Source organism: Pseudomonas sp. DTU12.3 (assembly GCF_004124275.1).
GTDB lineage: Bacteria > Pseudomonadota > Gammaproteobacteria > Pseudomonadales > Pseudomonadaceae > Aquipseudomonas > Aquipseudomonas helmanticensis.
Window position 1 is genome coordinate 711314 of the sequence record NZ_CP027218.1, and the last position, 14137, is coordinate 725450.

Genomic DNA, 14137 nt, shown 5'->3' on the forward strand with positions numbered 1-14137 from the left:
CATGCAGACACTCAAGGTCGATCTAGGCGAGCGCAGCTACCCGATTCATATTGGCGAAGGTTTGTTGGATCAGCCTGAGCTGCTGGCTCCGCATATCCATGGGCGGCAGGTGGCAATCATCTCCAACGAGACCGTTGCGCCGCTCTATCTTGAACGTCTGACCCGCAGCCTGACGCAGTTCTCGGTGATCTCCGTGGTGTTGCCCGATGGCGAAGCCTTCAAGAACTGGGAAACCCTGCAACTGATTTTCGACGGTCTGCTGACTGCTCGGCATGATCGCCGCACCACCGTTATCGCCCTCGGCGGCGGTGTCATCGGCGACATGGCCGGCTTCGCCGCTGCCTGCTATCAGCGCGGTGTCGATTTCATCCAGATTCCCACTACGTTGTTGTCCCAAGTCGATTCGTCGGTGGGCGGCAAGACCGGCATCAACCATCCGCTTGGCAAAAACATGGTCGGCGCGTTCTATCAGCCGAACGTGGTGCTGATCGATACCGCGTCCCTGAAAACCCTGCCAGAGCGCGAGCTGTCGGCGGGCCTGGCGGAAGTCATCAAGTACGGTCTGATCTGCGACGAGCCGTTCCTGACCTGGCTCGAAGACAACGTCGATGCCCTGCGCGCGCTGGATCAGAAGGCCCTGACCTATGCCATCGAGCGCTCCTGCGCAGCCAAGGCTTTGGTGGTTGGCGCCGACGAAAAAGAAACCGGCGTGCGCGCCACGCTCAACCTCGGCCACACCTTCGGCCACGCCATCGAGACCCACATGGGCTATGGTGTCTGGCTGCATGGTGAGGCGGTCGCGGCTGGCACCGTGATGGCGCTGGAAATGTCCGCGCGTCTGGGCTGGATCAGTGAAGCGGAGCGTGATCGCGGCATCCGTCTGTTCCAGCGCGCCGGCCTGCCGGTGATTCCGCCAGAAGAAATGACCGAAGCCGATTTTCTCGAACACATGGCAATTGATAAAAAAGTGATCGACGGTCGTCTGCGCCTGGTGCTGCTGCGCCGGATGGGCGAAGCGGTGGTGACCGCCGATTATCCGAAAGAGGTTCTACAGGCCACGCTGGGAGCGGATTACCGCGCCCTGGCTCAGCTTAAAGGTTAATAAGATTCCGATGACTAGTTTGCATGCCGACGAGGCGTTCCTCGGCCATTTTCAGTTAAGTCACGACCCGTTCGCGCCGCGCGTGCCGGGCTTCAAATTTTTCCCGGCCCAGCGCAAACCGGTTCTGGGTCAACTGCATCATCTGGCGCGTTACAGTCAGTTGCTGCTGGTGGTCACCGGCCCGCAAGGCAGCGGCAAGACCCTGCTGCGTCAAGCGTTGGTGGCTAGCACTAACAAGCAATCTGTGCAGAGCGTGGTGGTTTCCGCCCGTGGCGCCGGTGATGCCGCTGGCGTGTTGCGTCAGGTCGCTCAGGCGCTGGACGTGGCGCAGGCCGACGTCGGCGCGATTCTGGCGCAAGTCGTGCAGCTGGCGCTGACCGGTCAGGAAGTCTACTTGCTGGTAGATGACGCCGAGCAGCTCGATGAATCCGCGCTCGAAGCGTTGATGGCGCTGGGTGCCGGTGCGCCGGAAGGTCGCCCGCACGTGTTCCTGTTCGGTGAGTCGTCGCTGATCGCTCAGCTCGAGGCTTTGCACCTTGAGGAAGAGCGCTTCCACGTCATCGAATTGCAGCCGTACACCGAAGAAGAGACCCGCGAGTATCTCGACCAGCGGCTCGAAGGTGCCGGCCGCGGTGTCGAACTTTTCACTGCGGATCAGATCTCTGATATTCACGAAAGCGCCGAGGGTTGGCCTGGCAATATCAACCAGGTAGCTCGCGATGCACTGATCGAAGTCATGATTGCCAGCCGCTCTGCGGTGAAGCGTCCAAGTATGGGGTTCAACATGCCGAAGAAACACGTATTGGCGATTTCCGCCGTCGTCGTGGTCGCGGTCGCCGCCGCCTGGTTGATGCCGGGCCGCAGTAAGGCGCCGACCACCGGTGCTCCGGCCAATGAACAGGCACAGCTGCCATTGGGCCAAGGCGCCAATGGTGGAAATCCATCCGTCGAATTCGCCGGTAACACGCAGCCGATGCCGTTGCCGCTGGTCGGCAACTCGCAACCGGTCATGCGCGGCCCGCTGGCCGAAGCTGCCGGTGGTATCACCGAAGGCGACGACGGCGTGCCGGTCGAAGGCTCCAGCGCCACGCCGCCAACCGTGACCACTTCGGCGCCACCAGTGGGAGTGCCGGCCGGTCCTGCACCGACGCCGGTGCCGCTGCCAGCCGCCAAACCGACCCCTGCGCCAACGCAGATCGCTTCCGCCAAGCCTGCACCAGCAGCGCCAGCGGCGAAACCGGCTCCTGCGCCAGCCAAACCGGTTGCAGCAGCGAAATCTGCCGAGAAGCCGGTTACCGTTGCCAAGGCTGCCGGTGGCAACTGGTACGCCGGTCAGCCGACCGGCAACTACGTGGTGCAGATCCTAGGCACCAGCTCCGAAGCGACCGCGCAAAACTTCGTCAAGGAGCAGGGCGGCGAGTACCGTTATTTCAAGAAAGTGCTCAACGGCAAGCCTCTCTACGTGATCACCTACGGCAACTTCGCCAATCGTGACGCAGCCGTTTCTGCCATCAAGGCCTTGCCAGCGAAGGTTCAGGCTGGTAAACCTTGGCCTCGCACTGTCGCCAGCGTCCAACAGGAACTGGCAACAACTCGCTGAAGATTCGGCGGCCTTACCCAGGCCGCCTCTCCAAGCACCTCAAAATTTCTACGAGTGCGCGCCGTCTCTACAGACCGCGTGCCTTGTGGTGTCTGCGTCATAGTAGTCTTTGAGTCGTTGCAGTCAGAATTAAAAAAGTTTTGACTAGCACAGCAGATCGCTTTAAACCTTTCACAAATGCGACATGAATTTGCGACATTTCGTCGTCAAATTTGTGAGCCTCTGTGTCGCTGTGTACAATGACCACCCTTTTGCCCCCGCTAAGCCGGCGTACGTTCGGCGCGGTATGCAAGTGGTTGAATTGAAAAGAAATTTGCCTCGAAAAGAGGCAGCCTGGTGAGAAAGTGTCTATGAAAGCAGGTCTGTACCAACCAGATGAATTCAAGGATAACTGCGGTTTCGGCCTGATAGCCCATATGCAGGGCGAGCCCAGTCATACCCTTTTGCAAACGGCCATCGAGGCCCTGACCTGCATGACCCACCGCGGTGGGATTAATGCCGACGGCAAGACCGGTGACGGTTGCGGTCTGCTGATTCAGAAGCCTGACGCGTTCCTGCGAGCCATTGCTCAAGAAACCTTCAGCGTCGAGCTGCCCAAGCAATATGCCGTGGGCATGGTGTTCTTCAATCAGGATCCGGCCAAGGCCGAAGCCGCTCGCGAAAACATGAACCGCGAGATCCTCGCTGAAGGCCTGCAACTGATCGGCTGGCGCAAAGTGCCAATCGACACCAGCGTCCTCGGCCGCCTCGCTCTTGAGCGCCTGCCGCAGATCGAGCAGGTGTACATCGGCGGCGAAGGCCTGAGCGATCAGGACATGGCTGTGAAGCTGTTCAGTGCACGTCGTCGTTCGTCGGTGGCCAATGCCGTCGATTCCGACCACTACATCTGCAGCTTTTCGCACAAAACCATCATCTATAAAGGCCTGATGATGCCGGCCGACCTGGCCGCGTTTTATCCAGACCTGAGTGACGAGCGCCTGCAAACCGCGATCTGCGTGTTCCACCAGCGCTTCTCCACCAACACCCTGCCGAAATGGCCGCTGGCTCAGCCATTCCGCTTCCTCGCCCACAACGGCGAGATCAACACCATCACCGGTAACCGTAACTGGGCACAGGCCCGTCGGACCAAGTTCAGCAACGATCTGATGGATCTGGAAGAACTCGGCCCGTTGGTCAACCGTGTCGGTTCCGACTCCTCGAGCATGGACAACATGCTCGAACTGATGGTCACCGGTGGCATCGACCTGTTCCGTGGCGTGCGGATGATCATTCCGCCAGCGTGGCAGAACGTCGAAACCATGGACCCGGATCTGCGTGCGTTCTACGAGTACAACTCGATGCACATGGAGCCGTGGGACGGCCCGGCCGGCGTGGTCATGACCGACGGTCGCTACGCGGTGTGCCTGCTCGACCGTAACGGTCTGCGCCCGGCGCGCTGGGTCACTACCACCAACGGTTTCATCACCCTCGCCTCGGAAATCGGCGTGTGGGATTACAAGCCGGAAGACGTGATTGCCAAAGGCCGTGTCGGCCCTGGCCAGATCTTCGCCGTGGACACCGAAACCGGGCAGATCCTCGACACCGATGCGATCGACAACCGTCTGAAATCCCGTCATCCGTACAAGCAATGGCTGCGCAAGAACGCCCTGCGCATTCAGGCGACCATGGAAGACAACGATCACGGTTCGGCTTTTTACGACGTCGATCAGCTCAAGCAATACATGAAGATGTACCAAGTCACGTTCGAAGAGCGCGACCAGGTACTGCGTCCGCTTGGCGAGCAAGGCTACGAAGCCGTGGGTTCGATGGGCGACGACACGCCGATGGCCGTGCTGTCGCAGCGCGTGCGCACGCCGTACGACTATTTCCGCCAGCAGTTCGCGCAGGTCACCAACCCGCCGATCGACCCGCTGCGTGAAGCGATCGTGATGTCGCTGGAAATCTGCCTCGGTGCCGAGCGCAACATTTTCCAGGAGTCGCCGGAACACGCCTCGCGCGTGATCCTCAGCTCGCCAGTGATCTCACCGGCCAAGTGGCGCTCGCTGATGAACCTCGACCGCCCCGGTTTCGAGCGGCAGATCATCGATCTCAACTACGACGAAAGCGTCGGCCTCGAAGCTGCGATCCGCAATGTGGCCGATCAGGCTGAAGAAGCCGTGCGCGCCGGTCGCACCCAGATCGTTCTGAGCGACCGCCATATCGCTCCGGGCAAGCTGCCGATCCACGCATCCTTGGCGACCGGTGCGGTGCACCACCGCCTGACCGAAAAAGGCCTGCGTTGCGACTCCAACATCCTCGTTGAAACCGCGACCGCCCGTGACCCGCATCACTTCGCGGTGCTGATCGGTTTCGGCGCCTCGGCGGTGTATCCGTTCCTCGCGTACGAAGTGCTGGGCGACCTGATCCGTACCGGTGAAGTACTGGGCGACCTCTACGAGGTGTTCAAGAACTACCGCAAAGGCATCACCAAGGGTCTGCTGAAGATCCTGTCGAAGATGGGTATTTCGACCATCGCTTCGTACCGTGGTGCGCAGCTGTTCGAAGCCATTGGCCTGTCCGAAGAAGTCTGCGACCTGAGCTTCCGTGGCGTGCCGAGCCGCATCAAGGGTGCGCGTTTCGTCGACATCGAAGCCGAGCAGAAAGCACTTGCCGCCGAAGCCTGGAGTCCGCGCAAGCCGATCCAGCAGGGCGGTCTGCTGAAGTTCGTCCACGGTGGCGAATATCACGCGTACAACCCGGACGTGGTCAACACCCTGCAAGCCGCCGTGCAGCAGGGCGACTACGCCAAGTTCAAGGAATACACCTCGCTGGTGGACAACCGTCCGGTGTCGATGATTCGCGACCTGTTCAAGGTCAAGATCCTCGACACGCCGCTGGACATCAGTGAAATCGAACCGCTGGAATCGGTGCTCAAGCGCTTCGACTCCGCCGGTATCTCGCTGGGCGCACTGTCGCCGGAAGCTCACGAAGCCCTGGCCGAAGCCATGAACCGCCTGGGTGCGCGTTCGAACTCCGGCGAAGGTGGTGAAGACCCGGCGCGTTACGGCACCATCAAGAGCTCGAAAATCAAGCAGGTTGCTACTGGCCGTTTCGGCGTAACGCCGGAATACCTGGTCAACGCCGAAGTGCTGCAGATCAAGGTCGCGCAAGGCGCCAAGCCGGGCGAGGGCGGGCAACTGCCGGGCGGCAAGGTCAACGGTCTGATCGCCAAGCTGCGTTACGCAGTGCCGGGCGTAACCCTGATTTCGCCACCGCCGCACCACGACATCTATTCGATCGAAGATTTGTCGCAGCTGATTTTCGACCTCAAGCAGGTCAACCCGAAGGCATTGGTTTCGGTGAAGCTGGTAGCTGAAGCGGGCGTCGGCACCATCGCCGCCGGTGTGGCCAAGGCCTATGCGGACCTGATCACCATCTCCGGCTACGACGGTGGTACCGGTGCTTCGCCGCTGACCTCGATCAAATACGCTGGCGCACCGTGGGAGCTCGGTCTCGCCGAAACTCACCAGACCCTGCGCGGCAACGACCTGCGCGGCAAAGTCCGGGTGCAGACCGACGGCGGCCTGAAAACCGGCCTCGACGTGATCAAGGCTGCCATTCTCGGCGCCGAGAGCTTCGGCTTCGGCACCGCGCCAATGATCGCGCTGGGCTGCAAATACCTGCGTATCTGCCACCTGAACAACTGCGCCACCGGCGTCGCCACTCAGAACGAGAAGCTGCGTAAAGATCACTACATCGGTACCGTCGACATGGTGGTGAATTTCTTCACCTACGTCGCCGAAGAAACCCGTGAGTGGCTGGCCAAGCTCGGCGTGCGCTCCCTCGAAGAGCTGATCGGTCGCACCGATCTGCTGGAAATCCTCGAAGGCCAGACCGCCAAGCAGAATCACCTGGATCTGACGCCGCTGTTGGGCAGCGATCACATCCCGGCGGACAAGCCACAGTTCTGCGGCGTTGAGCGCAACCCTCCGTTCGACAAAGGCCTGCTGGCCGAGAAAATGGTCGAGATGGCTTCGTCGGCGATCAACGACATGAGCGGCGCCGAGTTTGACCTGGACATCTGCAACTGCGACCGTTCGATCGGCGCGCGGATCTCCGGCGAAATTGCGCGCAAGCACGGCAACCAGGGGATGGCGAAAGCGCCGATCACCTTCCGCTTCAAAGGCACTGCCGGTCAGAGCTTCGGCGTGTGGAACGCCGGCGGTCTGAACCTGTACCTGGAAGGCGACGCCAACGACTACGTCGGCAAAGGCATGACCGGTGGCAAGCTGACCATCGTGCCGCCGAAGGGCAGCGTTTATAAGACTCAGGAAAGCGCCATCATCGGCAACACCTGCCTGTACGGCGCCACCGGCGGCAAGCTGTTCGCCGCCGGCACCGCAGGCGAGCGTTTTGCCGTGCGTAACTCCGGTGCCCACACGGTTGTGGAAGGCACTGGCGATCACTGCTGTGAGTACATGACCGGTGGTTTTGTCTGCGTTCTGGGCAAGACCGGTTACAACTTCGGCTCTGGCATGACCGGTGGTTTCGCCTACGTGCTCGATCAGGACAACACCTTCGTTGACCGGGTCAACCACGAACTGGTGGAAATCCAGCGGATCAGCGGCGAGGCGATGGAAGCCTATCGCAGCCACCTGCAAAACGTGCTGAACGAGTACGTCGCGGAAACCGACAGCGAGTGGGGTCGTGAACTCGCCGAAAACCTCGATGACTACCTGCGCCGTTTCTGGCTGGTCAAGCCCAAGGCTGCCAACCTGAAGTCGTTGCTTTCCAGCACTCGTGCCAACCCGCAGTGATATGCGCCTGAAGAGTTTGATGAGGTTTTAACAATGGCTGAACGTCTGAATAACGACTTCCAGTTCATCGATGTCGGGCGCAAAGATCCGAAGAAGAAACTGTTGCGTCAACGCAAGAAAGAGTTCGTCGAAATCTACGAACCGTTCAAACCCCAGCAGTCGGCCGATCAGGCCCACCGCTGTCTGGGTTGCGGCAACCCGTATTGCGAATGGAAGTGCCCGGTGCACAACTTCATTCCCAACTGGCTCAAATTGGTGGCCGAGGGCAACATCCTTCAGGCCGCCGAGCTGTCGCACCAGACCAACACCTTGCCGGAAGTCTGCGGCCGGGTGTGCCCGCAGGATCGTCTCTGCGAGGGTGCCTGCACCCTTAACGACGGTTTCGGCGCGGTGACCATCGGTTCGGTCGAGAAGTACATCACCGACACCGCGTTCGCCATGGGCTGGCGCCCGGACATGTCCAAGGTCAAACCGACCGGCAAACGTGTCGCCATCATTGGCGCAGGCCCGGCGGGTCTCGGTTGTGCGGATGTGTTGGTACGCGGCGGCGTGACCCCGGTGGTGTTCGACAAAAACCCGGAAATCGGTGGTTTGCTGACCTTCGGCATCCCCGAGTTCAAGCTGGAAAAGACCGTGCTGAGCAATCGTCGCGAAGTCTTCACCGGCATGGGCATCGAGTTCCGTCTCAATACCGAAGTCGGCAAAGACGTGACCATGGAGCAACTGCTCGCCGAATACGATGCAGTGTTCATGGGCATGGGCACCTACACCTACATGAAGGGCGGTTTTGCCGGTGAAGACCTGCCGGGCGTTTATGACGCGCTGGACTTCCTGATCGCCAACGTCAACCGCAACCTGGGCTTTGAAAAGTCGCCGGAAGATTTCGTCGACATGAAAGGCAAGAAGGTCGTGGTACTCGGCGGTGGCGACACGGCGATGGACTGCAACCGTACTTCGATCCGTCAGGGTGCCAAGTCGGTGACCTGTGCTTATCGTCGTGACGAAGCGAACATGCCCGGCTCGCGCAAAGAGGTGAAGAACGCCAAGGAAGAAGGCGTGAAATTCCTCTACAACCGCCAGCCGATCGCCATCGTCGGTGAAGACAAGGTTGAAGGCGTCAAAGTGGTCGAGACCCGTCTCGGCGAACCGGATGCCCGTGGCCGTCGCAGCCCTGAACCGATCCCGGGTTCCGAAGAGATCATCCCGGCTGATGCCGTGGTTATCGCTTTCGGCTTCCGCCCGAGCCCGGCGCCGTGGTTCGAACAGTTCGAAATCCAGACCGACAGCCAGGGTCGTGTTGTCGCGCCTGAGCAAGGTCAGTACAAGCACCAGACCAGCAACCCGAAAATCTTCGCCGGTGGCGACATGGTGCGCGGTTCCGACCTGGTGGTGACGGCGATCTTCGAAGGCCGCAACGCCGCCGAAGGCATCCTCGACTACCTGGGCGTCTAAACCCGGCTCCTGAGCCAAACGCAATAAACCTGTGGGAGCGAGCCTGCTCGCGAAAGCGGTCTGCCAGCCAACTTAAATGTTGGATGTGCCGACCTCTTCGCGAGCAGGCTCGCTCCCACAGTTGTTTCTCGGTGTTAGTGATAACGCATTGATCGTTCCCACGCTCTGCGTGGGAATGCAGTCGGGGACGCTCTGCGTCCCCAAAAGCGTGACGCAGAGCGTCACAGGAGGCGTTACCACGCAGAGCGTGGGAACGATCATTGCGCAATAAATTGACCCGATAGACAAAAGGCTGACCTGCATCCGTGCCTTTTGCGTCGCGCTCTGAGAAAATGCCCGCACTTTTTTTCCGGATGCCGACATGACTGCCCTGAAGAACGACCGTTTCCTCCGCGCCCTGCTCAAGCAACCCGTAGACGTCACCCCGGTGTGGATGATGCGCCAAGCCGGTCGCTACCTGCCTGAGTACCGCGCCAGCCGCGCCCAGGCCGGTGATTTCATGAGCCTGTGCATGAATCCGGAATTCGCCTGCGAAGTCACGATGCAACCGCTCGACCGCTATCCACAACTGGACGCGGCGATCCTGTTTTCCGACATCCTCACCATTCCCGATGCCATGGGCCAGGGCCTGTACTTCGAGACCGGTGAAGGTCCGCGCTTCAAGAAAGTCGTCAGCACAATGGCGGACATCGAAGCGTTGCCAATCCCTGATCCACACAAAGACCTCGGCTACGTGATGGACGCGGTCAGCACCATCCGTCGCGAGCTCAACGGTCGTGTGCCGCTGATCGGTTTCTCCGGCAGCCCGTGGACCCTGGCGACCTACATGGTCGAAGGCGGCTCGTCGAAAGACTTCCGCAAGACCAAAGCGATGCTCTACGACAACCCGCAAGCCATGCACCTGCTGCTGGATAAACTGGCGCAGTCGGTGACCTCTTACCTCAACGGCCAGATCATGGCCGGCGCGCAAGCGGTGCAGATCTTCGATACCTGGGGCGGCAACCTGTCGGCGGCGGCCTATCAGGAGTTCTCGCTGGCCTACATGAAGAAAATCGTCAGCGGCCTGATCCGCGAATACGACGGGCGCAAAGTGCCGGTGATCCTCTTCACCAAGAACGGCGGCCTGTGGCTGGAAAGCATCGCCGAGGCTGGTGCCGACGCACTGGGCCTGGACTGGACCTGCGACATCGGCAACGCCCGCGCCCGCGTTGGCGACAAGGTTGCCTTGCAAGGCAACATGGACCCAACTGTGCTTTACGCAAAACCGGAAGCGATCCGCACTGAAGTCGGGCGCATTCTGGCCAGCTACGGCAAGGGCAGCGGTCACGTGTTCAACCTCGGCCATGGCATCACGCCTGAGGTTGATCCGGAGCACGCCGGTGCGTTCCTGCGCGCGGTGCATGAGTTGTCGGCGCAGTATCACGAGTGATCAACGCCCAATAAAAAACGCCCGGCATATGCCGGGCGTTTTTTTAGATCAAAAGATCGCAGCCTGCGGCAGCTCCTACATGGGATTAATGTAGGAGCTGCCGAAGGCTGCGATCTTTTGCTTTTAAGCTTTGACACCACCGAGTGGCGGCAACTTCGCCAGTTTCAGCGCCACCAGCAGCGCGATCAGCAGCAACGAACCGATAAACAAGCCAATCCCGTTCCACCCGCCCAAATGCCAGAACACCCCGCCCGCCGTCCCGGCAATGCTCGACCCGGCGTAATAACTGAACAGGTACAACGACGACGCCTGCCCCTTGGCTTTGGTCGCGCGACGACCGATCCAGCTACTCGCCACCGAATGCGCGCCAAAGAAGCCAAAGGTGAAAATCAGCATGCCGACAATCACCAGCAGCAACGGCGTAAACATCGTCAGGGCAAGACCGGCAAACATCAGCGCAATGGTCGCCCACAGCACTTTGCGTCGTCCCAATTTGTCCGCCAGTGAACCGATCTTCGCCGAGCTGTAGATCCCCGACAGGTACACCACCGACAGCAGACCCACGAACACCTGATCAAGGTTGTACGGCGCCGCCAGCAAGCGATAACCGATGTAGTTGAACAGCGTGACGAACGCGCCCATCAGCACGAACGCCTCAAGAAACAGCAACGGCAAACCGGCATCGCGAAAGTGCATGGTGAAGCCGTCGAGCAAGCTGCGCGGGTGCAGGGAGCGCGAGCGGAAGTTGCGCGACTCCGGCAGGATCTTCCAGAACACCGCCGCCGCGATCATCGCCAGACCGCCGATCACCAGCATTGCCGTGTGCCAGCTGACAAAGTCGATCAGAACGCCGGTGATCAAGCGCCCGCTCATCCCGCCAATCGCGTTGCCGCCGATGTACAGACCCATCGCCAAACCGATGTGCTGCGGATGAATCTCTTCGCTCAGATAGGTCATCGCCACCGCCGCCAGACCGCTCAGCGACAGCCCGATCAGTGCGCGCATGATCAGCACGCCTTCCCAACTCGGCATCATTGCACTGGCCATCGTGCACAGCGCCGCCGCGAACAGCGCAGTCACCATCACCGGTTTGCGCCCGACCCGATCGGAAATCGGCCCGGTAATCAGCAGGCCGATGGCGAGCATGCCGGTGGCCACCGAGAGGATCAGGCTGCTCTGCGCCGCGTTGATGCCATATTCGTGAGACAGCAGCGGCATCATTGGCTGCACGCAGTACAAAAGGGCAAACGTCGCGAAGCCGCCGCTGAACAATGCCAGCACCGTGCGCATGAACATCGGCGTGCCTTTTTCGATGTAGATCTCTTGCAGCTCGGTGACGACATCGTCCGCCGCCGCGGGCGGGACTTCATGGGCTAGGGGCGCGACAGCAGTTTTCACTTCAGACCTCGGAGGGCACGGCCAGGCTGGCAATGAAAAAATCATATAGCTGGCTAATGTTTCTATCCAATATATTGTTCGACCTGTTTGATAGCTTTTACGACCTAATGGGATATCCATGGAATTTCGTCATCTGCGCTACTTCATCGCCGTCGCCGAAGAGCTGCATTTCGGCCGTGCCGCACAGGTGCTGGGCATCTCCCAGCCACCGCTGAGCCAGCAGATTCAGGCGCTGGAGCAGGAGGTCGGCGCGCGGCTGTTTGAACGGACCAATCGTCGGGTCGAGTTGAGCGAAGCGGGTCGACTGTTTCTCGAAGAGGCGCGGTTGGTGCTGGCCCAGGTTGATAAAGCAGCGGATGTGGCGCGGCGTGCACAGTTGGGTGAGCTGGGCGAGTTGAAGATTGGTTTCACCTCTTCGGCACCCTTCAACTCGACCATTCCTCAGGCGATTTTTGCCTTTCGCCAGCGCTTCCCGGCGGTGCACCTGAACTTGCGCGAGATGAGCAGCACCATGGTTGCGGATGCCTTGGTCGATCAGTCGATCGAGGTCGGCATCATGCGGCCGCTGGGTTTGCCGGATTCACTGAGCGTAGTGGAATTGATGCGAGAGCCGCTGGTGGCGGTACTCAGTTCCAAGCATCCGCTGGCGCAGGGTTCCGAGGACGGCTTGTTTCTGGCGGCGCTGGCCCATGAACCGTTTGTGTTTTTCCCACGCAGCTACGGCAGCGGTTTGTATGCGCAACTGCTCAGCCTGGCTCGCGACGCCGGGTTCAGCCCACATTTCGCGCAAGAGGCCGGCGAGGCGATGACCATTATCGGTCTGGTGGCAGCGGGGTTGGGCGTGTCGGTGATGCCGGCGTCGTATCAGCGGATGCGCATCGATGGCGTGGTCTATCGGCCCTTGCTTGATCCCGAAGCGGTGACCGCCGTGTGGCTGGTGCAGCGCAAGGATCAGAAATCCCCGATGGCCAAGGCCTTTGTCGACCTGCTCACACGCAAGGTAGAACCATCAATTGGGTAATGGCGGCTGACCTCTTCGCGAGCAAGCCCGCTCCCACAAGAAATCGCATTCCAATGTGGGAGCGGGCTTGCTCGCGAAGGCGCCCGCTCAAACAGCAGATTTTTCAGGGCAGTCGTACCAGATCCCCCTTCAACGCCACCCGCGTGACAAAAATCCCCGCCCGACACTCATACGTATTCAAATCCTTGCGCACATGCTGGTCGTAATAACTGACGAGATTGACCACCGCATTCGCCCCGACCCGCTTGGCGTCCGCCTGCAACTTGATCAGATTCGACTGCAACACCCACTCGCAGGAATCATGATCACTCTTGTTGGAACCGTTGGTGCTCAGATCACTGATCACATCCCGACGCAGCAACTGCTGAGTACCCTGCGGCCCATTGCCAAGCAGATAAAACTTCACACTGCCATCCAGCCGCCCGGCCCGCAGCGCATCCGAAACGACCGTTTCGAAGGGCATATACATAAGATTGGTGGCATGGCTAGCGCTCGGCGATAGAGCGAAAAGCGCAACGGCGATCAGGGCTTTCACTTGCATGGTCATCTCCTTGACGGTGAAAGAGAAGCGCGAGTGCAGGCGATGTGCTGAGGCCTGCATCAGCGAGTGTAGACGCCGTCCAGACGCAGCACACTCTGTGGCGAGGGAGCTTGCTCCCGCTGGGGCACGAAGTGGACCCAAGTCTTGCATTCACCGTTTTTCAGCGAGCCCGCGTCGCCGGATTTTGCGACTGCTGCGCAGCCGAGCGGGAGCAAGCTCCCTCGCCACAGGTTCAGCACAATTCAATCAGTGTTTGAAGCAGACAGAGTGTCGGCCATGACAAGCCGACCTGTTTGTGAAAGGGCGCCGAGAGGCGCCCTTTGTCGTTTCTGGCGTTTACTGAATCTTCGCCAGGTCACCCTTCAACGCAACACCCGCCATGATCGCGCCGGCGTGGCATTCGTAGGTTTGCGCATCCTTGCGCTCGTTGCTTTTGTAGAAGCTGACGATGTTGGTCACGGCATTGGCGCCGGCGCTTTTCGCGGCCTGGTGCAGGCTGATGATGGCCGACTGTGCAACCCATTGGCAGGCTTCTGCGTCGGACTTGTTGAAGGCGTTGGTCTTCTTGTTGGTGACGGCGCCGGGGCTGATGACGCTGACTTTGCCGGCCGGGGTGTTGCCGGCCAGGTAGAACTTGACGCTGCCATCGATTTTGCCGGAGCGGGTGGCTTCGGCGACGGCTTTGTCGAATGGCAGGTAAACCGCCGTGTCACGGGCCTGGCTGACCGCAGGCAAGGCGCAGAGCAGCAGGGTGGTGACAGCGAGTTTGTTGAAGCGCATGGAGGTCTCCTTGACCTG

The 14137-nt window shown here is 60.3% G+C and carries 9 protein-coding genes; 6 read left to right on the forward strand and 3 right to left on the reverse strand.

The features are described from left to right. The first annotated feature begins 1 nt into the window (after nucleotide 1). The 5 genes from aroB (at nucleotide 2) to hemE (ending at nucleotide 10379) form a co-directional block, all read left to right on the forward strand. Nucleotides 2-1102: a 3-dehydroquinate synthase gene (gene aroB / locus C2E19_RS03190; protein ID WP_129387985.1), complete on the forward strand. Its 1101-nt coding sequence runs from the start codon at nucleotides 2-4 to the stop codon at nucleotides 1100-1102. A gap of 10 nt (nucleotides 1103-1112) precedes the next feature. Then, nucleotides 1113-2702 (forward strand): AAA family ATPase, encoded by a 1590-nt coding sequence (locus tag C2E19_RS03195; protein WP_129387988.1) that lies wholly within the window; start codon nucleotides 1113-1115, stop codon nucleotides 2700-2702. 350 nt (nucleotides 2703-3052) lie between these two features. After that, the gene (gene gltB / locus C2E19_RS03205; protein ID WP_129387991.1) at nucleotides 3053-7498 is read left to right on the forward strand and encodes a glutamate synthase large subunit; all 4446 of its coding nucleotides are present in this window, start codon (nucleotides 3053-3055) and stop codon (nucleotides 7496-7498) included. A 33-nt stretch (nucleotides 7499-7531) separates the two neighbouring features. After that, nucleotides 7532-8950: an FAD-dependent oxidoreductase gene (locus tag C2E19_RS03210; protein WP_007909438.1), complete on the forward strand. Its 1419-nt coding sequence runs from the start codon at nucleotides 7532-7534 to the stop codon at nucleotides 8948-8950. A 361-nt stretch (nucleotides 8951-9311) separates the two neighbouring features. Then, on the forward strand, nucleotides 9312-10379 hold the full coding sequence (gene hemE / locus C2E19_RS03215; protein WP_129387994.1) for a uroporphyrinogen decarboxylase: 1068 nt from the start codon (nucleotides 9312-9314) through the stop codon (nucleotides 10377-10379). Between the two features lie 123 nt (nucleotides 10380-10502). Here hemE and C2E19_RS03220 read toward each other — a convergent pair whose 3' ends face one another. Next, nucleotides 10503-11777, reverse strand: a complete 1275-nt coding sequence (locus C2E19_RS03220) for an MFS transporter (RefSeq protein WP_129387997.1) — start codon at nucleotides 11775-11777, stop codon at nucleotides 10503-10505. 118 nt (nucleotides 11778-11895) lie between these two features. On the opposite strand from C2E19_RS03220, the gene C2E19_RS03225 reads away from it, so the two are divergent. Beyond that, entirely contained in the window at nucleotides 11896-12798 is a 903-nt protein-coding gene (locus C2E19_RS03225) for a LysR family transcriptional regulator (protein WP_129388000.1), read from the forward strand. Nucleotides 12799-12901: 103 nt separating this feature from the next. Here C2E19_RS03225 and C2E19_RS03235 read toward each other — a convergent pair whose 3' ends face one another. Both C2E19_RS03235 and C2E19_RS03240 read right to left on the reverse strand, forming a co-directional pair. Next, nucleotides 12902-13339 (reverse strand): excinuclease, encoded by a 438-nt coding sequence (locus tag C2E19_RS03235; RefSeq protein ID WP_129388006.1) that lies wholly within the window; start codon nucleotides 13337-13339, stop codon nucleotides 12902-12904. Between the two features lie 336 nt (nucleotides 13340-13675). Next, nucleotides 13676-14119, reverse strand: coding sequence for an excinuclease (locus tag C2E19_RS03240; protein WP_129388009.1), 444 nt, complete (start codon nucleotides 14117-14119; stop codon nucleotides 13676-13678). Between the last annotated feature and the right edge of the window lie 18 nt (nucleotides 14120-14137).

What these genes read in the sequence shown, in the direction of transcription:
- C2E19_RS03195 (WP_129387988.1), top strand. Translation starts at nt 1,113, where the DNA reads ATGACTAGTTTGCATGCCGACGAGGCGTTCCTCGGCCATTTTCAGTTA.
- gltB (WP_129387991.1), top strand. Translation starts at nt 3,053, where the DNA reads ATGAAAGCAGGTCTGTACCAACCAGATGAATTCAAGGATAACTGCGGT.
- hemE (WP_129387994.1), top strand. Translation starts at nt 9,312, where the DNA reads ATGACTGCCCTGAAGAACGACCGTTTCCTCCGCGCCCTGCTCAAGCAA.
- C2E19_RS03235 (WP_129388006.1), bottom strand. Translation starts at nt 13,339, where the DNA reads ATGCAAGTGAAAGCCCTGATCGCCGTTGCGCTTTTCGCTCTATCGCCG.
- C2E19_RS03240 (WP_129388009.1), bottom strand. Translation starts at nt 14,119, where the DNA reads ATGCGCTTCAACAAACTCGCTGTCACCACCCTGCTGCTCTGCGCCTTG.
- C2E19_RS03225 (WP_129388000.1), top strand. Translation starts at nt 11,896, where the DNA reads ATGGAATTTCGTCATCTGCGCTACTTCATCGCCGTCGCCGAAGAGCTG.
- C2E19_RS03210 (WP_007909438.1), top strand. Translation starts at nt 7,532, where the DNA reads ATGGCTGAACGTCTGAATAACGACTTCCAGTTCATCGATGTCGGGCGC.
- aroB (WP_129387985.1), top strand. Translation starts at nt 2, where the DNA reads ATGCAGACACTCAAGGTCGATCTAGGCGAGCGCAGCTACCCGATTCAT.